The following is a 24,381-nucleotide window of genomic DNA, read 5'->3' on the forward strand; positions in this document are numbered from 1 at the left end:
ACCTATTAATCTGCTCCTTCTATGGGAGCAAAACCCTGACGTTGAATGTTCTCGGTTATGGTTCTTGGCTCTAAAAACTGTAATAAATAATCAGGACCACCTGCTTTGGAACCCACACCAGAAAGTTTAAACCCACCAAATGGTTGACGAGCTACAATGGCACCGGTAATATTCCTGTTAATATACAAATTTCCCACTTCCAGTTCCCTCTTTGCTTGTTCAATATGGGAAGGGGTGCGGGAATAAATACCCCCCGTTAAAGCATAGTTGGTTGAATTGGCAATTTCTACCGCTCGATCAAAATCTGGCGCAGGAATTACTGATAAAACCGGACCAAATATCTCCTGTTGGGCGATCGCTCCTTGGGGAGGAACGTCAGCAAAAATTACGGGCCCAACAAAGTACCCTTGAGATGGGGACTCCAACTGTAAAACCAATTTGGCTTCTTTTTTGCCCATCTCTATATATTCTAAAATCCGGGTTTTAGCTTGACCATCAATCACTGGACCAACCTGGGTACTGGGTAGTTCTGCTGCACCAATATTTAAGGACTTGGTTGCTTCAATTAATCTATTTAGAAACGTTTCATATATAGGTTGCAATACAATCACTCTAGAGCAGGCGGAACACTTTTGACCACTATAACCAAAAGCGGACTGAACTACTCCTACCACTGCTTGGTCTAGATCCGCACTTTCATCTACAATAATGGCATTCTTACCTCCCATTTCGGCAATTACCTTTTTAAGATGTTTTTGTCCAGGTTTAACAATGGCGGCTTCCGCATAAATTCTACATCCCACTTCCTGAGATCCCGTAAAAGCAATTACATGGGTTTGGGGATGATTGACTAGGTGAGCGCCCACTTGAGAGCCCTTTCCGGGCACATATTGAAAAACACCTTTGGGGATTCCCGCTTCTAGGAGGATTTGTGTAAACTTGGCGGTAATCACAGAAGAGGTTTCTGCTGGTTTGAGCAAAGTGCAATTTCCCGCAACCAGAGCAGCAACGGTCATACCACAAGCGATCGCTAGGGGAAAGTTCCAGGGGGAGATGACCACAGCAATTCCCTTGGGTTGGTAAATATAACGGTTGGTTTCTCCAGCAACATCATAAACTACTCCCCCATCCAGACGTTCCATTTCCTGAGCATAATAACGGCAAAAATCTATAGCTTCGGAAACTTCTGCATCAGCTTCTTTAACAGGTTTACCAACTTCCAATACAATCCATGCTGCCAATTCAGCTCGTCTGATTTCCATTAAATTTGCCGCTCGACGTAAAATGTCAGCTCGCTGTGGCACAGGTGTTTTTTGCCAATGGGGGAAAGCAGCTTGAGCTGCTTTCATTGCTTCCTCAGCTTGTTCCACACTAATCAAGCCAATTTTGCCCACTACCTGACTAAAATCGGAAGGATTTAAGGAGTCTATAATAGTTGTTGTGTTAACGTATTCTCCATTAATCAGGGGTAAATAGGTTTTTCCCAATTGTTGACGTACCTGCTCAAAAGCCAATCGGGAATCTTCCCGTTTTTGCTCCTCAGCATAATCTATATCCGCAGCACCTATAAAATCCTCTGTTGGGTTTTCTCGACTGGGGGTTTCTTCCACTATGGGAGGAGCTAACAATTCAGCAACCGGACGATTTTCCAGATTTTGCCTTAAAAAGGAACTATTAGCCGTATTCTCCAACAATCTGCGAATTAGATAGGCCATCCCCGGTAATAAATCACCGTAGGGACAATAGACTCGCACTCTATACCCTTTATCTACTAACGCTTTAGCAATTTTATCGCCCATGCCATACAAAACTTGCATTTCAAAGCAGCGTCGTGGAACTTTGAGACTTTCTGCAATGGCTATGGCCCGAGCTTGGGATCTGACGTTGTGACTACCTAGAGCAGAATAAACGTATTGATGATTTTCTAAAAGAAGCTGGGTTATGGCTTCAAAGTTAGCATCCGTAGCTACTTTATCATTGTAAACTGGTTGGTCCCAATGTTTTTGAGCAGCCTTAATAGTTTCCTGATCCCAATAGGCACCTTTTACCAATCTAATGGTTAAGGGATAACCTCTTTGTTTCAACCAGTCAATTACCCCTTGTACATCCTCCTTACTGTCACGTAAATAGGCTTGAATAGTTATGCCAATGTCTGTACGTTGACGAAATTCCTCTTCTAATAATAGCTTTTTCAGAATTTTCAAAGTTATATCTTTATAGGCATACTGCTCCATATCAAAATGTACTGCTGCTCCCAATTCCCGCGATCGACGCAGCAAAATCCGAATCCGCTCGCTTACCTTTGCTTCACTCCCTTCAGCATTTAAAGGATCAAACTGGGAATAAAAGGCGGTTAATTTCACTGAAACCTGTACTTTGGGCAGTATTTCTCCATCAGCTTCGTCAATAATAGGTATGTGCTGCCATTTTTTTGATGCTTCTACTAAATGCTGCATCAATTCTAAATATTTTTCTAAATAAGACTGTGCTTCTATTTCTGTAATAACTGCTTCCCCAAGTAAATCAATGGTGAAGGCCATTTTTTCTTTTCTGAGTCTTTCCACGGTCTTAATTACCTGTTGGATATTCTCTCCAGAAATATATTTATGTGCCAGAGTTTGCACTGCTGTCTCCACAGTGGTAGCAGCTACCTGACCTGGCATGGAATCTGGGTAGGCAAAATTTAACAAGCTTTTTAATGCTGGGGGTAATTCCACTGAATCATCACCCAAATACTCCTGTAAATGGGAGGCAATTTCCACTTTGCTATGGAGCGCAGGTAAAGTGTCTATAAAACGAAACAATTGCACCCGCAACCCAGGATTACCCATGGTCCACCCTAACAGCTTGTCATCCCATCGCATTTGATCCCGTAAAGCAGCAAAAAAGGAACGACTTTCCTGGGTGTTAGCGAGAATCTGCTGGGCAATTTCTTGGGTTTTAACTTCGTAATTGTCGTTTTGTGTTTTTAATGCCATAAATGTGATAATAAGATATTACTGGAATTACTACCTATAATTTAAAAGAGGCGATCGCCAATTATTCTAAATATAAGTAGGGAGGCACAATTATTTGTAGGATGGGTTAACCCATGCGGGTGTTGGGTTTCATACTTCAACCCAACCTATGTTCATCTTATATTTAATTCCACCCACCCACTTAATACTGTAATCTAAAAATCCGCCAATGAACAGTCAACAACTAGCTAGATATTTAGAACTAACCGATAGTATTACTAAACCGTGGTTATTAGTGCAACTCAGGTTAAAAAAACTACAGGAGCGACGGCATAACATATCTACGGAAGTCTACATACAAGAACTAGCAGACATTCACCAAGATATGATGAATTTAGGAGAATGGTGGAAAGGAATAGAGGACGAGGTTTTCTAGTGATTTTATAGAATGATGGATAGAAAAAAAACGGAAGGTTAACATTACAGTCATGGATTATCGGGATGCAGGTGTGGATGTGGAAGCGGGTAGAGCTTTTGTGGGACAAATTCGCAATTTAGTTCACAGTACCTTTAGGCCAGAAGTTTTAGGTGGTTTGGGCGGTTTTAGTGGATGTTTTCAACTCCCCACAGGTTATCGCGAACCTGTATTGGTGTCTGGTACGGATGGTGTGGGCACAAAGCTAAAAATTGCCCAAATCCTCAATTGTCACCACACCGTGGGTATTGATTTGGTGGCTATGTGTGTTAATGATGTGCTCACCTCGGGAGCAGAACCACTATTTTTTCTAGATTATGTGGCTACTGGTAAACTAGAAGGAGAGCAGTTAACTCAGGTGGTGTCAGGAATAGCTCAAGGTTGTAAATTGGCTGGTGCTGCTCTATTGGGGGGAGAAACAGCTGAAATGCCAGGTTTCTACCAGGTGGGTGAATATGACCTAGCTGGTTTCTGTGTGGGAATTGTGGAAAAAAGCAAAATGTTAGATGGTTCCCAGGTGCAAGTTGGCGATCTGGCCATAGGTCTAGCTAGTTCTGGTATTCACAGTAATGGTGTGAGTTTAGTCCGGAAGATTATTAGTGATGGTGGTTTTGCTTGGGACCACACTCCACAGTTGTTCCATGGAAAAACTTTAGGTTCTATTTTTCTCACCCCTACTCGCATTTATGTTAAGTCTGTTTTATCAGCTCTGCACCAGGGTTTGGAAATCCACGGTATGGCCCACATCACTGGTGGAGGTTTACCAGAAAATTTGCCTAGGTGCTTAGGAGCTAATCAAGCTGTGAAAATTCATCCAGGTAGTTGGCCAATTCCCCCCATATTCAAATGGTTGGCCGATTTTGGATCGGTAGGTGCAGAAGCTATGTACAATACTTTTAATATGGGTTTGGGTTTTGTGTTGATTTTACCTCCCACACAAGCACAACAAGCAATTACTCATTTCCAATCTCAGCATATTCCTGCTTTTACTATTGGTGAGGTTGTGGAGGGAACTGGTGAATTAATTGGTCTTTTTGATTCTTAGCTATCCACAGGATGTTGACCGTAGTAGGGTAGGGAATCGGACCAATGACTGTTTTTACCTTCTTGCCAATCTAAATAAGCTAATTGTAAAATGCTGGTTACCGTTACTCCTAAATTTGATGTAGCTCTAATTAGTTCATATTCAACTGGGTAATTATTGGGCAAACCATTTAGGGTTTCTTGCCATGCTTCCAGGGTGAACACCTGGTCTGCTAATAGGGTTTTCATCCCAGGATTTTCAGCATTAATCTGATAAATCGCCCCAAATACCTTCCCTCGCTGTGCTGGCATTTCTACAGCAATAGTGTCTGGTAATTGGGGATTTTGATTCTTTTCGTGCCATGCTACTGCTGCTAAGGTGGATATAGCTAAAACTGGAACGCTCAACTGCTGTCCTAGGGTCCGTGCTATAACCACACCAATGCGAGTACCGGTAAACCCTCCAGGTCCTTTAGCTACTGCAATTAACTGTAGATCTGGCCAGCTTTGGGGTAGGATGAAATCCACTAGATATTGATGAATATGACTGGATACATCACGTCCCAAATTCCACACCTGAAATCGTGTGTCATCCACAAAGTTACTCATTACCAAACCTAATTCTGGTGTAGTAGTGTGTATTCCTAAAGCGTATTTTTGGTCTTGTCTAGTTTTTTGGTGATTGTTCAAGATGTTATTAGCAGTAATTGACAGCAGTTAACATTAAGTTGGTAAACTGAAATAATATGCACTAATTTTAGGTGGGTACTAATTCACCCGGACGTAATGATGCCCATTTACCCATTTCTGGTTTAAAACTCAGACAACCTACCACATCCCATTCCATCTCAATAATTTCTCCTTTAGTACGAATATTAACATTTATGGAAGGTTCCTGGGCATTAAAGTCGGGATTTTCATTTAAGTGTGGTTGTTGGTGTTGATTTTCTACCGCATTGTAGGTAACACAACGGTCTACGTAGTGACAGTTAACGCAAATACACATGACCAACTCCTACTCTAAGGTTAGATATGTAGCTATATCATATAGTTTTAGCAGGTGGAATAGCAATATAGACTAATTTGCCGCTCATACTTTTTTGGATAAATAATGAATGACTCAATTGCTGCTCGTTTAGATCCCAAAAATTGGCCCTTTAGCTTGGAGATGCTACCTACACCAGCTTATATGGTGGGTGGTGCAGTGCGGGATGGGATTTTGGGTAGAAGTCAAGACTATTTAGATCTAGACTTCATCATACCAGAGAATGCGGTAAAAGTTGCTCGGGCGATCGCCCAAAATTATGGAGCTGGTTTTGTGCTGTTGGATGGTAAGAGAAATATTGCCCGGGTGGTATTTCCCCAGGGAACAGTGGATTTTGCCCAACAGGATGGAGAGAGTTTACTAACTGATTTACACCGGAGAGACTTTACCATTAATGCGATCGCCTATAATCCCTATACTCAAGAACTTATGGATCCTCTGGGTGGTTGTAAAGACATAGAAAGTGGTCTCTTGCGGATGATATCTCCCCAAAATCTCCAAGATGACCCTTTGCGTTTAATGCGTGCTTATCGTCAAGCTGCCCAATTAAATTTTGTCATTGAACCTCATACTCAAGCAACTATTCGCAACTTATCTTCAATTTTTTGTCAAGTTGCGTCTGAAAGAATTAGAACAGAGGTTGGTCATCTTTTGCAAAGTGCTGTAGGGACATTTTGGCTAAAAACCGCATGGGAGGATGGGTTATTAGGTCAATTTTTTATTTATGCAACCAGAGAAAGTGTAGATAAACTAATTGCAGTAGATCCAGCGGTTCAAGCAATAGGCGAAAATTGGTCAGAACTGGGGGAACAGCTAGAAAAACCCATTCGGGATTCTATGAAAACCAGATGGTTGGATATTGCTAAACTGGGGTGTTTAGTAAATCCTGCTCCTGAGATAGCAGAACAGGAGCTGGGGGAAATGACATACAGTCGAGTGGAGATTCGTAGTATTATTACCGCCCTGCGACTATTCCCGCAGATGAAACAAGCAAGTAGCATGTCCCTGCGAGAACAGTACTTTTGGTTTAGGGAGGTAGGGGTTGTTTTTAGCTCTACAATGGTTCTAGCTTTAGCACAGGATATGTTAAACACCAAGTTCCAGAAGCGTAGTTTAGAATTGTATAGACCCCTAGTTAAACGTTATTTGAACCCTGATGATTTGGTGGCCTACCCATCACCGTTGGTGACTGGTAAGGAGCTGATTATAGCACTAAATATCCCACCCTCACCACTGGTGGGAGAAATCTTGCAGGAAATTGCCATTGCTCAAGCTGAGGGTAAGGTAAATAATTCCCAGGGGGCACTAGCACTAGCTAGAAAACTAATAGAAAAGTGATAGACATCATAGAGCATATTTGGGAGACTTGGCTAATCCTTCGGCAACATTTTTAAACCGGACTAACTGTGACCGCATATCCGATTGAGTCCAGGATGCAGCAAAAGTGTTAAATCCCCAACTGATAATGGGATTGGGTATTTTAAATTCAAAGGAATTAATCAGTAATGTACCTTGACTCAAAGGTTGGCATTCCCAGCGATCGCTCCCTTGGAAGAAACCCTTAAAACCCCAGACGATAAGTCCTGGTTGTCTGTCAATGACCACCACATTGAGAGTGGGTTTAATTCCTGGAATTTGGATCATAAAACGACTGCGACTGCCAATTTCTGTGGACCAAACCTCCCCCAGGGGTTCACAACAGAGCAGAGGATTTAACCATTGGTGCATTAAATTCAAGTCTGTCAAACATTGTTCTACTAGTGTAGCAGGAGCATTAATTTCAATTGACTGTTGTAAAAGTTGGGTCATTTTTAAAAATATAGCTTGTGCCACAATTTAGGATGGTGAGCTGAGTGATTCCTGGGGATGGTCTATATACCAGTGATATAAAGCCAATCGTTGGATTTCACGCCAAGGGAGATGATGCTGTCTAGCTAGATTAGCACAGTCTTCATATTCAGGTTGTACATTAGTAATGACCTTTTGTGACTTTTTACCTTGCCAAGCTACCTTCACAGCAACTTGACCATAGGGAGTTTGCACGGTTTGCATATCTCTTTCTAAAACACGGCGTTGTTGAGTAGTATAACGAATACCCAAGGTGGTAGTTTCCCTAAATATCACCTCCTGACAACCAGTCAGATTTTCCGGATGACAAATTGCAGTTAGTAAAATTCCCGGACGTGATTTTTTCATACCTATAGATTGGGTAAACACATCTACCGCACCAGCAGCAAACAAAGCTTCAAAAACATAACCTATAGCTTGGGGACTCAAATCATCTATTTGGGTCTCTAAAACACAAATTGTCTCTTCCCTTTCTCCATGAGGATCAGCATCATTCACGTGTAACTTATGAATATGTAAATGATCCGGGGAAGTTTCACCTAGCCAAATGCGTAGTATATTAGGAATGGGTAAGTCCAGAGAACCAGCACCCAATCCCACCTGCTTCAGCACCATGGGTGGGGGCGAACCAAAACTCCTCGCCAAAGTAGTGGCGATCGCTGCTCCTGTTGGTGTAACTAATTCTCTGTCAATACCATTACTATAGACGGGACAATTGGTCATTTCCCATAACTTTAACACTGCGGGTACGGGGACTGGCATTCTACCATGAGCAGCTTTGACCGTTCCCCCCCCCGTAGGAAAGGCTGAACAATAGACTAAGGGTAGCCCAGTTTGATCACTGTCTATTCCTAACCAATCCAAGCTCAAACAGGTTCCCACAATATCTACAATCGCGTCAACAGCACCAACTTCATGAAAGTGAACTTTTTCCGGTGCAATGCCATGTACTGCGCCTTCTGCTACTGCTAATTGGCGGAATACAGCTAAACTCCAGTCAGCTGCTCTTGTGGGTAGATTAGCTGCGAGGATCATCTTTTCTATTTCTGGTAGATGACGACCATGGTGATGATGGTGATTATGATCGTGATCATGATGGTGGTTGGTTAGGTTAACATGAATTTTAGTAGCTTGTTGAGTTTGACGATGAACTAACTCGCTTTCCAATTCATATTCCTGGTCAATCCCCAAACCCCCAAGTTTTTCCAATAAATAGTTGACAGGAACACCTAAACTTACGAAAGCGCCCAAACACATATCACCAGATATTCCCGTAGGACATTGAAAATAGGCAATTTTACTCATAAAATGCTAATAATGATTAATCGTTTTTTTGTGTTTCTGTTTAAACTGTAAGTTAAATTCTACTGATCTTATGGTCATGGAGGGGTCATAGGTAGCAATGATGTTTAAGTTGGAAATTAATCTTTCACCCATTTATTAGCTTATGGCTAGAATTTTGGAAATTCATCCTGATAACCCACAAAATCGTCGGATAGAGGATATAAGGTTGGCACTTTCTGGTGGTGCTGTTATGCTTTATCCTACTGATACGGTTTATGCCATCGGTTGCGATTTAAATGCCAAGTCAGCTGTAGAAAGAGTTAAGAAAATTAAGCGGTTGGCCAATGATAAACCATTAACCTTCCTATGTCCTTCTCTTTCTCGTGTAGCTACTTATGCCTTTGTCAGCGATATAGCCTATCGGATTATGAAATCCTTGATACCAGGCCCCTACACTTTTTTGTTGCCTGCTACCAAGTTAGTACCGCGACTGGTACAAAATCCTAAGCGTAAAACCACGGGGATTCGAGTACCAAATCACCACCTGTGTTTGGCCTTACTGGAATCTTTGGGGAATCCCATTATCTCTACTTCGGCACATTTACCCCTCCACCACATGGATGACCCAAAGGTAGATACTGATACACCCCCATCTAAGATGGACCTGTTTGACCGTTTAGATAGCTTGGTAGATATTATTATAGACACAGGTGAGGAACCTAAGAATCAGGTATCTACTATTTTAGACTTGACGGATAATCAACCTGTTGTGACAAGAAAGGGAATGGGTTGGGAAGCAGTAGCAGCTTGGATATAATCACCTTGCCAATTTCAATAGATGATCCTCATTTTGACTATTACTTTGATACTATTGCACCAAAAAATGCTCAATTCAGAAAATACAGCTTTAATACTTCACGGTAACACACATCAAGACTATCCGCAAAGAATCTTCAAGGGAAGTGCAGGTGGCTTCATACCGGATAATGCTATGGAAAGACATCAATCAGTTGCGTTTAATTGTAGTTAAGGTGCAATACTCAGGAAAAGTCATGAAAGCTAACCCCGTTAATCTGCCAAATTTTAGACCCGCTGTTGATGGTGACTCTCAAGACTCACCAGTTGCTAGTTCCAAAACCTTAGTACAGCTCCTATCTGAGGAAATCGAGTCTCAAGTTAAGGCTTCCTCTGGATGTATACAAGCTGTTGTAAATCGCATAACTAAGGAAGTGGAAAGAATTTGTGATAAAAGTTCTCGTATTCAAACTTCTGGACAAGTTAAGTCTTGGCAGGCTACTTTAGCTAAACATCGCTTACAAAAATGCCTACGTTATTATCAATTGGGTTCAAGACAAGGAAGAATAGAGTTACATAGTAGTTTAGGTGCAATTGTGTATCGTCACGTCACTACAGCTGGATCTGAACTAGGTTTTGAAGCCCGTTACAATCTAATTGAAGATTTTTTACAAGCATTCTATATTGAGGCTATTAAGGCCTTTCGTCGGGAAAACGAATTACCGGAAGATTATACACCACGTACTCAACTGGAATTAGCTGAGTATATGGCATTTACAGAGCAGTATGCTAAACGTCGAATTAATTTGCCTGGTGGAGCTAATCAACAGTTAATTGTGCTGCGGGCCCAAGGTTTTGCTCGTCGTCAACCCCAGGAAACAACGGTTGATATTGAAATGGCCGTGGATTCAGCTAAAACGGAAGAAGCAGAATCTTATCAGCGCAATTTGGCAGTTCAGCAAATTCGCTCCCAAATGGTAGCTAAGCCTACCTTTGACCCCTCTGAAGAGTCGGAACGAGACCGGGTAATTACTGAGTTGATGAAGTATCTTCAATCTCAGGGTCAAGCAGACTGTATGAATTATTTGTCTTTGAAACTCCAGGATCTATCCGCACCAGAAATCGATCAAATTCTGGGACTAACCAGTCGTCAGCGCGATTATTTACAACAAAGATTTAAATACCACGTCGAAAAATTCGCTAAACAACATCATTGGCAATTAGTACATCAATGGTTGGGAGCTGGACTAGAACATAAGCTCGGTTTATCCTCTCAACAATGGGATCTTTTCTGGAATCAATTGACTGAACAACAACAACAAATCTTTCAACTTAAAACCACGATGGAAAATGATCAGGCGATCGCCAAGGCTGTGCAATGTACTCCTAAGCAGTTACAAAAGCGATGGACTCAAATGTTGGAATTAGCCTGGGCTATACGTAATGGAAATATGGAAGTTAAGACTTGTTGAACCGTTGAGACCGCTAAACTGATATTGACCATGGGCAAAATTTGAAAGTCTATTAGTAACCCTATTGCCCATTTTCTGTTAAACTACTTTAATAATAAAAAAGTGTATATTCAAAACTCAAATGTTTGACGGATTCTGGAATAACGTATTTCGCTACCCCCGCTACCTGGTGACTATAGTCTTAGGTCTGCTAGTTAACACATTTGACCCTCTAATTCCACTTTTAAAACGCCCAGGTACACTACTGGCGATTATGGGTCTGTTTGTGGGAGGGTTCTTCTTCCTCACCCTAACTCTCCGAGCTATGTTGGGACTGAGTGCAATCTAAAAGGATTATTCCTAGTAAGATAAACTATCTATTGTTAAATCTCTATCAAAAGGCGGAATTTATAATATGGCTACAAATCGCCGTGTTTCCCGTGTTGCGGAATTAATTAAACGGGAGGTCAGCCAAATGTTACTCCACGGTATTAAGGATGATCGGGTGGGTGTGGGTATGGTAAGCGTCACTGATGTCGATGTTTCGGGAGATTTACAACACGCTAAAATATTTGTCAGCATTTATGGTACAGAAGAAGCAAAAGCCGAAACTATGGCGGGGTTAAAATCCGCTACCGGTTATGTTCGTAGTGAGTTGGGCGCCAGGGTGAGATTGCGTCGCACCCCAGAAGTGATTTTTGTGGAAGACCGTTCCTTAGAAAGGGGAACTAAAGTGTTAAATTTATTAAACCAACTTCAACAACAACGCTCCCAGGAAGACTCCCACGAAGATTGATCTACCGCCAAAATACTAGCTCAGTTTGTAACTCTAGACATATTCATACTTCACTCAAATATGTTAATACTGTCTATATGGTACTTTCTATCATGTTTGTGCCTGCTTTTTGGTTTGACTATTACTAGTACATTTAGTTTTGATGTTATATTTCCTTGACAAACTTCATATTTCTTTAGATAATTTATAGGTCTGTAGCGTCAAAATAATAATAGTTCCGTATAGCAAACTACAAAACCTAGCCACAGGTCTAAATTATCACCATGTTTTCTCAATGAAAATTGGGAACAGTATCTAAACGTAAATTTGTGAGTAAAAGCAATGAGTGTAAGTACGGTGCCTTCTATCAATTATTACTCTCTAGACGTAATCCAGTACGAAGCAAGTCAACTTGTGCGTAAGGGAATAGTCAGTCGGCAGCAGCCGATATACACACTCTGCCAGTACATCCCCGCTCGGGAATGGGTCTTTGTGGAATATGAGTTAGAGAAATGTGACTTTTTGTTGCGTGATCGCATTGGGGATTTGATTGGTCGAGAACAATGGGAAAATGACTAATCAGGACTGCAGTAATTAAGGAGGATCTCGAAGATTCCCAAGTTCCCTAAGTGGTAGTTAAGTAATTTATTTAATCTATGCTTGTCTAAAGTTAATGACTTTGGCAAGTATATTTTTCTCAGGAGGTTGGTTCTGTTTGTTGTATGTACTGATTAATATCGTCAACTAAGCGGGTAAGATCTGCTTCTGTGGTTAAGCGAATGCCGAGATTGCGTACAGTGAGTAGAACTTTAGCTGCGAAGGGAGTGGGCCAGATATTAGGGTTACAGAACACCTCAAAGAAAACATCACCTGTATGGCGATATTCCAAAGTGGGTTCCGGTGTGATTTTTCCCCCAGGGTTAGATTTAACAGTAACAGCTTTCAGACTGAGCATTAATTTATCCATGGCAGCTTTTAGCTCCATTGCAGCGTGGTGGGAAAAATTAAAAGAAATAGAGCCATGGTCAAGATTGAGAGTGAGTAATGGGGAGGACATACTGGTATGGGGTAAAAATTTTCTAAAACTTTGGCAATGATAATAACTATAATAACAAGTTACCTAATTCCTCCATAATTAGGAATAGAAATGGTAAATATTCGATTATGAATTACAACTACCTAAGGGAAGTAAGAAAAGTACTAATTATTACCCTCTTACTTAACTTGTTTGTGATGGCATTAAAAGTTGTAGTAGGGTATGCTACTGGTTCCTTAAGCTTACTAGCGGACGCTTTGCACAGTGTTACAGATAGTGCTAACAACGTGTTAGGACTAGTAGCTAGTAAATTCTCTTCTCCCTTACCAGATCGAGAACATCCTTATGGACATCACAAATTTGAAGCAGTGGGGGCGTTAGGAATAGCAGCATTTTTAGGGATAGCTTGTTTTGAAATTATTCAAGGAGCTATTGAGAAAATGATTAAAAGTGGTTCACCAGTGAGAATATCTGGTCCTGAACTGTGGTTATTACTAATTGTATTGGGCGTAAATATCTTCGTCGCATTTTATGAGCGTAATGTAGGGACAAGAATAGGCAGTTCCATTTTAGTTGCTGATGCTAAACATACTATGAGCGATGTGTGGGTAACCATTTCTGTCCTAGGGGGATTAATAGGGATTTGGTGGTTCAACTTTCAATGGTTGGATGTGGTATTGGCCTTTCCCGTAGCTTTGCTAGTTTTTTGGAGTGGATGGTCCGTTTTAAAAGAAAATTTGCCCTGGTTAGTGGATCAAATGGCGATCGCTCCAGAAGCAATACATGGGATTGCCACTTCCGTACCTGGTGTAATTAACTGCCATGATATTGCTTCTCGTGGGGTGATAGGTAGACAGGTATTCATAGAAATGCATCTAGTAGTAGATACACCGGAAGTAGAAACTGCCCATCAAATCACAGAGGAAGTAGAAAACAAACTACAGGAGAGATATAGTCCTGTGAGGATTATAATTCACGTAGAACCACCAGCATACCAATCGGAGAACATTAGCTTTGGTAATTAGGATTAGTACAGGATTAGCACCCGAATTTGGTTCTATCAGCTATTCCCATTCTATAGTGCCCGGTGGTTTGGAAGTAATATCATAGACCACTCGATTGACCCCTTTAACCTCATTGACAATTCTATTAGAAATGGCTTCTAGCACATCATAAGGTACTCGTGCCCAGTCTGCTGTCATGCCATCTTCACTAGTCACTATTCGTAAGACCACAGGATAGGCGTATGTGCGCTGATCACCCATAACCCCCACACTACGAATAGGTAGTAAAACAGCAAATGCTTGCCAATATTGATTATATAAATTCCTTTGGTTGATTTCTTGACGAACAATTAGATCAGCATCACGTAGGATATTTAACCTTTCTGCTGTCACCTCCCCCAAAATGCGAATAGCTAAACCTGGTCCGGGAAAAGGTTGTCTTTGAACTATCTCTTCTGGTAGACCAAGGGAACGACCCACCTTACGCACTTCATCTTTAAATAGTTTTCGCAGGGGTTCCACCAGTTTAAATCTCAAGTCCTTAGGTAGTCCACCCACATTGTGATGACTCTTGATCTTTACTGCTACCCTCTCCCCAGTTTTAGGATCTACATTAGTGCCAGCAGATTCAATTACATCTGGATATAGTGTACCCTGTGCTAAATAGTCAAAGTGACCCAATCTTTTGGATGTTTCTTCAAACACCCTAATAAACTCGTGACCAATACGACGGCGTTTTTCCTCTGGATCTGTCACACCAGCAATAGCATCTATAAAGCGATCGCGTGCGTTAACATACTCCACGGGAATATGAAATTGCTCCTGGAACAATTTTAATAACCTTTCTGGCTCTAATTTTCGCATAAAACCCTGATCAATAAACACACAGGTCAATTGATCTCCAATAGCTTTATGGAGCAAAAATGCCAGGGTGGAAGAATCCACACCTCCAGAGAGCGCCAACAGCACCCGTCTATCGGAGACCTTAGCACGAATCTCCTGAATGGCATTTTCCACAAAAGCTGCTGTTGTCCAACTGGGTTCGCAGTCACAAATATGGTAAACAAAGTTGCGAATTAGTGCCAGTCCTCCCTGGGAATGAACTACTTCGGGATGGAATTGCACACCATACAGTTTGCGCTCATGATTTGCAATAGCTGCACAAGGAGTATTTTCTGTATGTGCCAGCAGTTCAAAACCAGGAGGCATGGTTGTAACTGAGTCTCCATGACTCATCCACATGGTTACACCATTTTCTACATTGGTAAGCAAGTGAGTGGGATCATCTATAAGTAATGATGCTTTACCATATTCCCCACGATCAGCTTGGGTCACTTTTCCCCCCAGTTTATTCACCATCAGCTGCATTCCATAACATACACCCAATATGGGTATACCCAATTCCCATATTTCCGGGTCACATTGAGGTGCATAATCGCTATAAACTGACCTAGGACCACCAGATAAGATAATCCCCTTGGGGTTTATTCTCCTTATCTCTTCCGGTGTGATGCGATAGGAAAGCACCTCGGAATATACTTGTGTCTCCCTTATGCGTCGAGCAATCAGTTCAGAATATTGGGAACCAAAGTCTAGAATCACTATCATTTGGCGATCGCCATGTGGGAGATTTTCCTCGCTTTGGCATGCTATATCTATTGGTAGACCTACCGCTGTATTCATGATGGTGGGAGTGTGTCTTTGAACATAATTGAGTTACTATTTCCGACTTTTTAGGTTACTATGTAGTTGTCAGTCTATTTAGGTTAGCACAATTTCTCCATTAGCACACAACCTGTTTGACTTTTAATAATAACTTCCCTATTTCGGTCAAAAAGCACAGAACCACAAACTGTTGTTTTCACACTCTGGTTGCTATGGCTTTTTATATACTCTTGGGACCGATTGTCAATAGTTTGGGCAATACTGAAATAAATTTGGTTAGTCCAGTTACTACCACCTATGGTATCCAGGAAGCGCAGATGTTGCAGGGCATCCTCCGCCCTGGGACTATGAAATATTATTTGTATATCTTCATACTTTAGCCCCAAGATAGCGCTGTGGGCAACTATAATTTCTCTCCTCCCATCTGCTAAATGATGATGAGTATGAAATATTCCCCCTGCTAGTTTCATTAGTTTTCCATGATAGCCAAATAATAATATTTCTTCAACTCCTAAAAGATGGGCCTCAACCAGTAGAGGACCAATCCAATTAGCAGTTTTTACCATCCGTTGGGGATTGATTCCTAATTTTTTTCCCAGGTCTAAACCATTTTCGCCAATACAAAAAACTAAGGTATTAAACTCCTTTGCTTTTGCCCTTAAATCGTCCCGAAAAACCTCAAGCTGTTCTGGTGTACTTAATGGTTGAGATATACCGCTTGTTCCTAATAAAGAAAGTCCTTCCACCACTCCAAAAGCAGGGTTGGAGGTTCTGGTAGCTAGGGAGCGCCCCTCAGGTAAAATCACTGTCACTAGGATTTTTTCCCCCGGAAATAGGAGTCTCTCTAGGTTTTTCCGCAACAATTGCTGGGCGTATGTATAAATAGCTGCTGTTCCCTGTAAGTCCTTACCAATTCCTTCTCCACCCCTAATAACAATCGTTTCCCCATCCCCATCATACCATTCTACTTTTGTCCAAATCGGTGTATGTTTGGTTAGATCTAGGTTATCCCCCGGATCACTTCGAGTAATGGCTAAAGCACCACTCTCGGAAATTCCAGCTACCTGTTCAATGGGAATTTCGACTATTTGATCCGGTGAAATTAGGTCAACACCTGCTGTATTTAGTATGCGGCAATGGCGTAACCAATATAATGCCGCTATTGCACCACCACAGGCAAAAACTGGTAGGGTATAACCGGAACGAGACATAAAAGTTTGTGTTTTTGTATTTGATTATATAGATGATGAGCAATGAGTCTTTCAACTTTCCAGAAAAATACCCACCTCTGATAATAAAACTGCCATGGTCTCCCAAGAAATACCCTGTTGAATATAACGGGGTGATTCGGGATTATAAGGACTAGCTATTCGGTCAATGGTGACAATTGTCGCACCTTCTGGTAACACTGCCACATCAGGGTCAAAAGCTGTGGGGCGCATCAAGGAGCTAGAAAATCCTTTAAAAACTGCTATTTTGTCCTCCTCCCCATCAATATTAATGGTGACTACTAGCACTTCCTGAGATCTTTTGCTCGTGTATTCTTCTAGGCACTTAGCAATGGAGTTACTCATCACACTCTATAAATACTTTTATAAAAAATTTCATAAAGACTTTAATGTACTGCTGTTCTACCATACTTGCCAAATTTAACCAAGACAAAATAAGTAAGATAGATTATGTAAATTGTTAAGCCAACAATACCTAAAAAGCCAAGAAATGCAGGTGTGCTGTTATGATGGAAATAGTCCTTGAACATCAGGGGTGCTTCGGTCCAAACCTTACAGTAGGCTGAATTCCTGGAGTCACCTGAAAAAGCACAGCCCAGAAAGGGCACGGTGCCAATTACCCCTAAAATTCCATAAAGGGTTATTGCCCAACGCCAAGAGGTAAAAACCAGTTTTAAAGCTCCCGGGGACTGATACTCAACTTCATCATTTAAATCAACCCAGAACCAGATGGAACCAGGAATGAGGATCCGAGCTATTAGACCAGATATAAAACTGACTGCAAATCCGCCAATCATCAGGTATATAGTTATGGCCGCAAGACTAGCTACACGCCAGTAAATAGCCAGTAACCTTTGGATACAGTCCACTCTTTGCACAAATGCCCAAATTGTTAAAACTACGGGGATAATTAGGTTAAATAGCAACGCCAATCTATAATCTGTCCACACATAAGGGCGAAACCAAACTTCGTCTAGGTTTGTCATCTCTTGGTTATGCTTGTATTAGTCAGTTTGAAGTTGTTTTGGTAATGGGAGACAGGTGCCAAAGATTAATACTTTTTACCACTCTGTCCCCCTACGCTTGACACCGGATGACCACGTTTGAACTTTAGTCAAGAACAGGTGCTGCTATCTGAACATGGACTCCTGAATCTCTAATTGTCATTAATGCGACATTCATCTGCATCCGGATTAGCTTCACAATATGCTTCTAAGGAGTTCTTAGGTTTTTCTTGTTTCTGGTGAGAAGCAGCAGCTTGCAGTTCTTCTACCGCATCCCATGCAGCAGCACAAGCTGCAGAGTTGCCACCAGAAATATCACAAACTTCACGAGCTTGTTGGCGTTCTTGTTCGATTTTATCTTGTATGGAGATTGCTGTTTCTTGAGTGTTTGTCATGAGCTTAGTCTCTTTGATTATCGTTTATATCAGTCTAGGAAAGTTCAAAATTGCGGTTTTGGTTTTATAGTTCACACACTATTCTAACCTCTAGGTTGTTAAGTTAGGTTAGAATTGGGAATTATTAATTGCTAATAGAGCAAGTTACCACATCTAGACCTGATCCGTCCTGATATTTTAAGATTTCAGAACCCGGTAATAAAACTCTACCGCTCATTAATGTCTACCCAAACCTACCCAGATTGTTAATATCTGGGTAGGTGGGGTGAGCGTGCATGACTCCGCCATAAAAAAAGAGTTACCTACCATCAGGTAAGGTTGGCTACGAAAGACAGATCATGACACCTACAAATTAACTCCAGTTTGTAGCTCTGTCGGTAACTTCAACAAAAGGCGAGACATCTTAGAAAGCCCTCTGAACTACCATTTAAAGATGCGGCTGCTGTCAATGCAACTCGTTGGAAGCTGTTTGAGACGCTGAAGATGACGGGATTACCTGTCAGCACGGGGACAGGCGGATCGGCATCAAACTCGAATACATCGAAAAGCCTATTCATCGCAAAAACGGTTACAGTTATGCCTGAAAAACAGAAAGGAATGTCTAGCTATGTCCAGAAATTGTCGAACAGCAGCCAACCCCATTAAAGTTCCCAAGATAAGTTTCCTGACTATGCTCAGGTTAGGTCTGTTTCAGATGGGTCTGGGTATGATGTCCCTTTTGACATTGGGCGTATTGAATCGAGTCATGATTGATGAACTAGCGATTCTGCCCTTTATTGCGGCAGGAACGATCGCAATGCACCAATTCGTCAGTCCAGCTAGAATTTGGTTTGGTCAAAAATCTGATAGTCAGAAGATTTTTGGATATCATCGCTCTGGATATGTTTGGATTGGAGCAGCTCTATTTACTAGCATTTCCTTTGTAGCTTTACAAGTAGTGTGGCAATTGGGAACCAGTTTGCAAAATACTGGCTGGAGTCTACAAACCTATAGCTGGTCAGCGCTATTAGCTTTGATATTTGGTATGTATGGGTTAGCGTTGAGTGCTAGTTCTACTCCGTTTACTGCTCTTTTAGTGGATATTACTGATGAAGATGACCGCCCTAAACTAATTGCCGTTGTTTGGTCTATGTTAATGATAGGAATTGTCATTGGGGCTAGTATCAGTTCTAGATTGTTAGAAAGACCGGAAATTTGCGGAACTGCTTTGTTAGCATACGATCCATCCCAGATGAATAAGTGGGTGGATATTAGCAAGTTACAAACAACTATTAACCCGGTATTTATCATTTTACCCGGGGCGGTCTTTGTCCTCACCCTACTGGCCACCTTAGGTATAGAAAAAAAATATTCTCGCTACGGAATACGTGGCAATATGGTGGAAAGAGAAGACCAAATTACCTTGGGTAAAGCACTAAAAATTCTCACAGCTAATCGGCAAACAGGTATATTTTTTGGGTTTTTAATGGTGTTGACCCTCAGTATTTTTATGCAGGACTCAATTCTAGAACCCTATGGTGGAGAAGTTTTTGGAATGTGTATTTCCCAAACCACCAGATTAAATATTCCCTTTGGTATAGGGACTCTTCTGGGTATTGGCTCCACTGGATTTTTACTTATACCTCGATTAGGCAAAAAACAAACTACTAAAACTGGTTGTATTGGTGCTGCTGTGAGTTTCTGCTTGATTATTATGGCGGGATTCTTTCAAAACTCTGGTTTATTAATGACTAGTCTGTTCTTTTTTGGTTTAGCCTCTGGTGTAATTACAACAGGTGCTACTAATTTAATGTTAGACTTAACAGCAACAGAAACCGCTGGAACCTTTGTTGGAGCTTGGGGTCTATCTCAGGCTATGGCTAGAGGTATGGCAACGGTTTTAGGTGGTACTGTGTTAAATCTGGGTAAGTTAGTATTTACATCTCCCATATTGGCCTATGGGATGGTGTTCGCACTCCAAGCCATGGGAATGCTGTTGGCAATTTGGTTGTTGCGTCGTGTGAATGTGGTAGAATTTCAACGGGAAAGCAAACAAGTTTTGGCTTCCGTATTGGAAAGCGATCTGGACTAACCAATGAATGATTTTTGGAACACAATTTTAGATTTTTCCCAAGACATAACCAGCGAGGTGGGAAAACAATTAATCCGCGACTTTGGCAAGGTTCACGCTTCTCAAAAGGCTGATGGCAGCTTGGTGACCCAATCTGATCAGTGGGCTGACCAGACAATTAGAGATGCGATCGCCGCCAATTTTACTGGTTATGGTATTTTAAGCGAAGAGGGTGATCACGTCTTCCCCCATACCGAGTGGTGTTGGGTAATTGACCCTTTAGATGGGACGACTAATTTTACCAGAGGTATTCCCATTTGGTCAATTTCCCTGGGTTTACTTTACCGAGGAACTCCCATTTTTGGTTATGTTTTTGTCCCACCCCTAAATCAAAGATTTCATGGTTTTTGGTCTGGAGATTCCGGGTTACAAACGCCAGTGGGGGCGTTTTTAAATAATCATCCTATTCATACCAGCAAGGAAGAAGCCACTAGTAATCACTTTTTTAATCTTTGTTCTCGGAGTACGGGCATAATTCGACCGGGTTTTCCTTGTAAGTTAAGAATGTTGGGGGTTGCTAGTTATAATTTTTTAACTGTCTCTAGCGGAGCAGTTTTGGCAGGTATGGAAGCCACCCCTAAAGTATGGGATATTGCTGGCGCTTGGGTAATTTTACAGGCTGCTGGTGGTACTTGGATATCTCTGAAAGATGCTCCTTTCCCCCTATTGTCAGGTCTAGATTATGGCGATCGCTCTTTTCCCACATTAGTCATTAGTGATACAAAAGTTGAATCTACTTTTAGTCCCTTCGTGGCTGAGTTTAAATCCAAAGTAGGTCAATAATATTAAAACCCAAAAAAATATAAAAAACCTATACACTCTAAAATAGCTATGAAGGGAATTTGGTTAGAAAACAATCAATTACAACTGAGAACAGACTTGCCCATTCCTGAACCACCAGAGGGAGAAGTTTTAGTTAAAGTTTTACGTGCGGGTATTTGTAATACCGATCTGGAGTTAATCAGGGGATATTATCCCTACAATGGTATATTAGGACATGAGTTTGTGGGAGTGGTGCAAACAGGGCCAAACCATTTAATCAATCAACGGGTGGTGGGCGAAATTAATGCTGCATGTGGTCATTGTCGTTTTTGTTTGGAGGGGAAACCCACCCATTGTGAAAATCGCACGGTGTTAGGGATTGTGAATCGTCATGGTGCATTTGCGGAATATTTGTCTCTACCAGAAAAAAATATACATCTTGTACCCCCGCAGGTCACCACCGATGCAGCAACTTTTACTGAACCTATAGCAGCAGCTTTACAAATTCAAGCCCAGGTTAAAATCACTCCCCAACAGAGAGTTTTAGTGGTGGGTGATGGCAAATTGGGACAATTGATAGGTCAGACCTTAGCCTTGACCGGTTGTGATTTGTTGGTTGTAGGAAGACACCAAGAAAAACTAGCCAATCTTTCTTCTAGAAACATTAAAACTGGTTTAGTCAATATGGTAGAAGATAGATCCTTTGATATTGCCATTGACTGTACAGGAAATGCGGAAGGATTTGCGGTTGCACGTCGAGCTTTACGTCCCAGAGGTATATTGGTTTTAAAAAGTACCTACGCAGGAAATTTAAGTTTGGATGCTTCTGCTCTAGTAGTTGATGAAATTACCCTAGTAGGTTCTCGTTGTGGAGCATTTACTCCAGCACTGGAACTATTAGCCACAAACCAGATAGATGTAACATATTTAGTTCATGGAACTTATCCCCTAAATGAGGGTTTAGCCGCTTTTAAAAAAGCCCAGACCAAAGGAGTTTTGAAAATTCTGTTAGAGATGTGACAGTAGGAATTGTAGCAGGTAGAATGCCTGCCACAATCTGTGAGTTCGGACTTAGACTTGACCCACAGGTTCCTTCGCTAGAAACTGCTCCAGTTCTGCGATCGCATCAGCATCCACCTTAGTTTGCATAGGACAGAACTTAGGACCACACATAGAGCAGAACTCTGCTTGTTTATAAACTTCCTCTGGCAGAGTTTCATCATGATATTCTCGAGCTCGTTCTGGGTCTAAAGACAACTCAAATTGACGATTCCAATCAAAATTGTATCTAGCCTTAGAAAGCTCATCATCCCTATCTCTAGCACCGGGACGATGTCTACCAATATCTGCTGCATGGGCGGCAATTTTATAAGCGATCAAACCATTTCGCACATCTTCAGCATTAGGTAAACCCAAATGTTCCTTAGGAGTTACATAACACAACATAGCTGTGCCATACCATCCTGCCATAGCAGCACCAATAGCAGAAGTGATATGGTCATAACCGGGGGCGATATCAGTTACCAAGGGACCAAGGACATAGAAAGGAGCTTCTGAGCATTCCTCCATTTGTTTACGGACATTAAACTCAATCTGATCCATAGGCACATGGCCTGGACCTTCCACCATGACCTGCACATCATGTTCCCAAGCTTTGCGAGTGAGTTGTCCTAGGGTTTTCAACTCTGCTAATTGAGCTGCATCAGATGCGTCGTGGGTACATCCAGGACGTAGGGAATCACCCAAACTGAAACTAACATCATATTTTTTAAAAATCTCAATGATGTCTTGAAAACGGGTATAAAGGGGATTTTGCTTGCGATGTAACAACATCCACTTAGCGAGGATTCCACCACCACGGGAAACAATACCCGTAAGACGGGTTTTCACCAAAGGTAAATGTTCTATTAATAAACCCGCGTGAATAGTCTGATAATCAACCCCTTGTTGGGCGTGTTTTTCAATCACATGGAGAAAATCATCAGCGGTAAAATTTTCCATTTTACCGTGGACACTTTCCAGAGCTTGATAGACTGGCACAGTGCCAATGGGAACCGAAGAAGCATTAATAATAGCAGTGCGAATTTGATCCAAATTACCACCACCGGTGGATAAATCCATCACCGTGTCAGCACCATACTTAATAGATAATCTCAGCTTATCTAATTCTTCCTCCACATTAGAGGAGGTAGGAGAAGCTCCAATATTAGCATTAACCTTGCAACGGGAAGCGATACCAATGGCCATTGGCTCAAGATTAGTGTGGTTAATATTGGCAGGGATAATCATTCTTCCCCGCGCCACTTCCTCTTTAATTAGTTCCGGTGGTAGATTTTCCCGTTTGGCAACATGGTGCATTTCCTCAGTGATGACACCTTGGCGAGCGTAATACATTTGTGTAACATTAGGTTGTCCAAGTCGCTTAGCTACCCATTGACTTCGCATATTATTATCCTCAATATAATCAGCTTCCGCTCTATAGGATTTACCCAAAGCTACCCAGATCTGTAAAGATATGGACTTTAGAACCTACTTCCTGTTTCATCGTAGTCTCAAGATGATTCTTGAAAGGTTTGTCTACTCCACAAGCTATCTCGGTAGAGCTTACCTTCTGGTTTGAAACCTTTCCCAGGATAATTTTAATTCTTCTGGTGGTGGATTTTTACCATCATAAACCAAAATCACATTGGTCAGTTTTCTTGTTGGTGGGACCAAAATTACATTATCTGATGCTAAGGCTCTAGATGATCCACCGTCTAAATTCATTGCTTCATAGCAACCCATGGCTTTCATCGCCTCCGCTTCTTCATCTAAATATAACTTCTCATCAAAACTAGCCAAAAACAGTCTTTTGCCATCTTGAGAGAAACCAATTGCGGTTCTGAGACTAGCACCTAAAACAGTAGGGTCTTTAAAACCTTCAAGACGGGGATTAAGCGAAACTTCACCATTACGCAATAATCTTGGTCCAGAGGTAATAGAAAACCAGTGTTTATTCCATACTGGTCTACCGTCAACCCTTGCTGTTATCATTTCTGGTCGATTACCAACACCCAATCCCAAAGTGGTGCCAAAGTTTTCCCATGGACTATATTTTAAAAATCTTCCACCTGCGACCAGATTACCCATAACCGTTTTTTGGGGATTTGTGGAAGCAAAAGTACCATTTACCACTACCGCAGCGCCAGAGCGAGCAACCAATTGGTCAAAATTCTCATCGCCATTGGTTCTACTAATTGTATTGGCAAAATTGGCATCGTTCGGTAAACCAATGGTCACAAAAATATTAGGGTCTTTCAAATCAATGATTGTTTGATAAAATGGAATACCGTTAATTTGACTTCTATATGCTCGCACAGTCGGTATGATAGTTGGTGTCACACTCGGTTGACTAGGTGTAGTGGGTCTAACGGGCAAATCCAATCTCCAAATCTGGGTTAAAAAGGCACCTCCAAAAAGTAAAAAGGAGCGTCTAGGAACTTTAAATTTGGTCATAATAGAACCTTGTCAAGTGTTGAAAGCT

At 41.5% G+C, this 24,381-nt stretch carries 25 protein-coding genes; 12 read left to right on the forward strand and 13 right to left on the reverse strand.

The features are described 5' to 3' along the window. Positions 1 to 5 precede the first annotated feature (5 nt). Positions 6 to 2,978, reverse strand: a complete 2,973-nt coding sequence (pruA, locus tag IAR63_RS14300; RefSeq protein ID WP_187705729.1) for an L-glutamate gamma-semialdehyde dehydrogenase — start codon at positions 2,976 to 2,978, stop codon at positions 6 to 8. A gap of 208 nt (positions 2,979 to 3,186) precedes the next feature. Between pruA and IAR63_RS14305 the strand changes: the two genes are divergently transcribed. Beyond that, positions 3,187 to 3,393 carry a hypothetical protein gene (locus IAR63_RS14305; RefSeq protein ID WP_187705730.1) on the forward strand — a complete coding sequence of 69 codons (207 nt, stop codon included), beginning with the start codon at positions 3,187 to 3,189 and terminating at the stop codon, positions 3,391 to 3,393. A 52-nt stretch (positions 3,394 to 3,445) separates the two neighbouring features. Further along, positions 3,446 to 4,477: a phosphoribosylformylglycinamidine cyclo-ligase gene (gene purM, locus IAR63_RS14310; protein WP_187705731.1), complete on the forward strand. Its 1,032-nt coding sequence runs from the start codon at positions 3,446 to 3,448 to the stop codon at positions 4,475 to 4,477. Here purM and tsaB read toward each other — a convergent pair. Both tsaB and IAR63_RS14320 read right to left on the reverse strand, forming a co-directional pair. After that, complete coding sequence (tsaB, locus tag IAR63_RS14315) at positions 4,474 to 5,145, reverse strand: tRNA (adenosine(37)-N6)-threonylcarbamoyltransferase complex dimerization subunit type 1 TsaB (protein ID WP_235678284.1); 672 nt, start codon at positions 5,143 to 5,145, stop codon at positions 4,474 to 4,476. The genes purM and tsaB overlap by 4 nt on opposite strands. 67 nt (positions 5,146 to 5,212) lie before the next feature. Further along, entirely contained in the window at positions 5,213 to 5,461 is a 249-nt protein-coding gene (locus IAR63_RS14320; protein WP_096543609.1) for a Ycf34 family protein, read from the reverse strand. A gap of 105 nt (positions 5,462 to 5,566) precedes the next feature. Here IAR63_RS14320 and IAR63_RS14325 point away from each other — a divergent pair, with 105 nt between their 5' ends. Beyond that, complete coding sequence (locus tag IAR63_RS14325; RefSeq protein ID WP_187705732.1) at positions 5,567 to 6,838, forward strand: tRNA nucleotidyltransferase/poly(A) polymerase-related protein; 1,272 nt, start codon at positions 5,567 to 5,569, stop codon at positions 6,836 to 6,838. A 6-nt stretch (positions 6,839 to 6,844) separates the two neighbouring features. On the opposite strand, the gene IAR63_RS14330 is transcribed toward IAR63_RS14325, so the two are convergent. Both IAR63_RS14330 and larC read right to left on the reverse strand, forming a co-directional pair. Further along, complete coding sequence (locus IAR63_RS14330) at positions 6,845 to 7,309, reverse strand: SRPBCC family protein (protein WP_187705733.1); 465 nt, start codon at positions 7,307 to 7,309, stop codon at positions 6,845 to 6,847. A 27-nt stretch (positions 7,310 to 7,336) separates the two neighbouring features. Beyond that, positions 7,337 to 8,653, reverse strand: coding sequence for a nickel pincer cofactor biosynthesis protein LarC (gene larC, locus IAR63_RS14335; RefSeq protein WP_187705734.1), 1,317 nt, complete (start codon positions 8,651 to 8,653; stop codon positions 7,337 to 7,339). Positions 8,654 to 8,795: 142 nt separating this feature from the next. On the opposite strand from larC, the gene IAR63_RS14340 reads away from it, so the two are divergent. From IAR63_RS14340 to IAR63_RS14360, 5 genes are all read left to right on the forward strand, one after another. Next, a complete protein-coding gene (locus IAR63_RS14340) occupies positions 8,796 to 9,449 on the forward strand; it encodes an L-threonylcarbamoyladenylate synthase (protein ID WP_187705735.1) in 654 nt (217 codons plus the stop codon). A 235-nt stretch (positions 9,450 to 9,684) separates the two neighbouring features. Next, the gene (locus IAR63_RS14345) at positions 9,685 to 10,899 is read left to right on the forward strand and encodes a HetZ-related protein (protein WP_187707481.1); all 1,215 of its coding nucleotides are present in this window, start codon (positions 9,685 to 9,687) and stop codon (positions 10,897 to 10,899) included. Positions 10,900 to 11,020: 121 nt separating this feature from the next. Next, entirely contained in the window at positions 11,021 to 11,227 is a 207-nt protein-coding gene (locus IAR63_RS14350; protein ID WP_096543619.1) for a DUF751 family protein, read from the forward strand. Between the two features lie 66 nt (positions 11,228 to 11,293). Then, complete coding sequence (gene rbfA / locus IAR63_RS14355) at positions 11,294 to 11,674, forward strand: 30S ribosome-binding factor RbfA (RefSeq protein WP_187705736.1); 381 nt, start codon at positions 11,294 to 11,296, stop codon at positions 11,672 to 11,674. A gap of 321 nt (positions 11,675 to 11,995) precedes the next feature. Continuing rightward, positions 11,996 to 12,232, forward strand: coding sequence for a DUF4327 family protein (locus IAR63_RS14360; RefSeq protein WP_006276764.1), 237 nt, complete (start codon positions 11,996 to 11,998; stop codon positions 12,230 to 12,232). A gap of 118 nt (positions 12,233 to 12,350) precedes the next feature. On the opposite strand, the gene IAR63_RS14365 is transcribed toward IAR63_RS14360, so the two are convergent. Then, the gene (locus IAR63_RS14365; protein WP_187705737.1) at positions 12,351 to 12,710 is read right to left on the reverse strand and encodes a hypothetical protein; all 360 of its coding nucleotides are present in this window, start codon (positions 12,708 to 12,710) and stop codon (positions 12,351 to 12,353) included. 107 nt (positions 12,711 to 12,817) lie between these two features. Here IAR63_RS14365 and cdf31 point away from each other — a divergent pair, with 107 nt between their 5' ends. Then, a complete protein-coding gene (cdf31, locus tag IAR63_RS14370; RefSeq protein ID WP_006276766.1) occupies positions 12,818 to 13,714 on the forward strand; it encodes a CDF family zinc efflux transporter Cdf31 in 897 nt (298 codons plus the stop codon). A gap of 39 nt (positions 13,715 to 13,753) precedes the next feature. Here the strand turns inward: cdf31 and guaA are convergent, their stop codons facing one another. The 5 genes from guaA to IAR63_RS14395 all read right to left on the reverse strand — a co-directional run bounded on the left by guaA (position 13,754) and on the right by IAR63_RS14395 (position 17,986). Beyond that, positions 13,754 to 15,376 carry a glutamine-hydrolyzing GMP synthase gene (gene guaA / locus IAR63_RS14375; protein WP_187705738.1) on the reverse strand — a complete coding sequence of 541 codons (1,623 nt, stop codon included), beginning with the start codon at positions 15,374 to 15,376 and terminating at the stop codon, positions 13,754 to 13,756. A gap of 83 nt (positions 15,377 to 15,459) precedes the next feature. After that, on the reverse strand, positions 15,460 to 16,569 hold the full coding sequence (gene cbiD, locus IAR63_RS14380; protein WP_187705739.1) for a cobalt-precorrin-5B (C(1))-methyltransferase CbiD: 1,110 nt from the start codon (positions 16,567 to 16,569) through the stop codon (positions 15,460 to 15,462). Between the two features lie 51 nt (positions 16,570 to 16,620). Continuing rightward, complete coding sequence (locus IAR63_RS14385) at positions 16,621 to 16,932, reverse strand: DUF7734 family protein (RefSeq protein WP_187705740.1); 312 nt, start codon at positions 16,930 to 16,932, stop codon at positions 16,621 to 16,623. 41 nt (positions 16,933 to 16,973) lie between these two features. Continuing rightward, on the reverse strand, positions 16,974 to 17,573 hold the full coding sequence (locus IAR63_RS14390; RefSeq protein WP_187705741.1) for a DUF3177 family protein: 600 nt from the start codon (positions 17,571 to 17,573) through the stop codon (positions 16,974 to 16,976). Positions 17,574 to 17,743: 170 nt separating this feature from the next. Continuing rightward, complete coding sequence (locus IAR63_RS14395; protein ID WP_187705742.1) at positions 17,744 to 17,986, reverse strand: Calvin cycle protein CP12; 243 nt, start codon at positions 17,984 to 17,986, stop codon at positions 17,744 to 17,746. Positions 17,987 to 18,656: 670 nt separating this feature from the next. Between IAR63_RS14395 and IAR63_RS14400 the strand changes: the two genes are divergently transcribed. From IAR63_RS14400 to IAR63_RS14410, 3 genes are read left to right on the forward strand one after another with little or no spacing between them, the layout of a single operon-like run. Beyond that, on the forward strand, positions 18,657 to 20,057 hold the full coding sequence (locus tag IAR63_RS14400) for a BCD family MFS transporter (RefSeq protein ID WP_235678403.1): 1,401 nt from the start codon (positions 18,657 to 18,659) through the stop codon (positions 20,055 to 20,057). A 3-nt stretch (positions 20,058 to 20,060) separates the two neighbouring features. After that, positions 20,061 to 20,879 (forward strand): inositol monophosphatase family protein, encoded by an 819-nt coding sequence (locus tag IAR63_RS14405; RefSeq protein WP_187705744.1) that lies wholly within the window; start codon positions 20,061 to 20,063, stop codon positions 20,877 to 20,879. 48 nt (positions 20,880 to 20,927) lie between these two features. Then, positions 20,928 to 21,878 (forward strand): MDR/zinc-dependent alcohol dehydrogenase-like family protein, encoded by a 951-nt coding sequence (locus IAR63_RS14410; protein WP_187705745.1) that lies wholly within the window; start codon positions 20,928 to 20,930, stop codon positions 21,876 to 21,878. A 51-nt stretch (positions 21,879 to 21,929) separates the two neighbouring features. On the opposite strand, the gene thiC is transcribed toward IAR63_RS14410, so the two are convergent. Next, on the reverse strand, positions 21,930 to 23,303 hold the full coding sequence (gene thiC / locus IAR63_RS14415) for a phosphomethylpyrimidine synthase (RefSeq protein ID WP_057176904.1): 1,374 nt from the start codon (positions 23,301 to 23,303) through the stop codon (positions 21,930 to 21,932). Between the two features lie 159 nt (positions 23,304 to 23,462). Continuing rightward, the gene (locus IAR63_RS14420; RefSeq protein WP_057176882.1) at positions 23,463 to 24,353 is read right to left on the reverse strand and encodes a phosphodiester glycosidase family protein; all 891 of its coding nucleotides are present in this window, start codon (positions 24,351 to 24,353) and stop codon (positions 23,463 to 23,465) included. Positions 24,354 to 24,381 lie beyond the last annotated feature (28 nt).

It is taken from the genome of Cylindrospermopsis curvispora GIHE-G1 (assembly GCF_014489415.1).
Classification (GTDB): domain Bacteria; phylum Cyanobacteriota; class Cyanobacteriia; order Cyanobacteriales; family Nostocaceae; genus Raphidiopsis; species Raphidiopsis curvispora_A.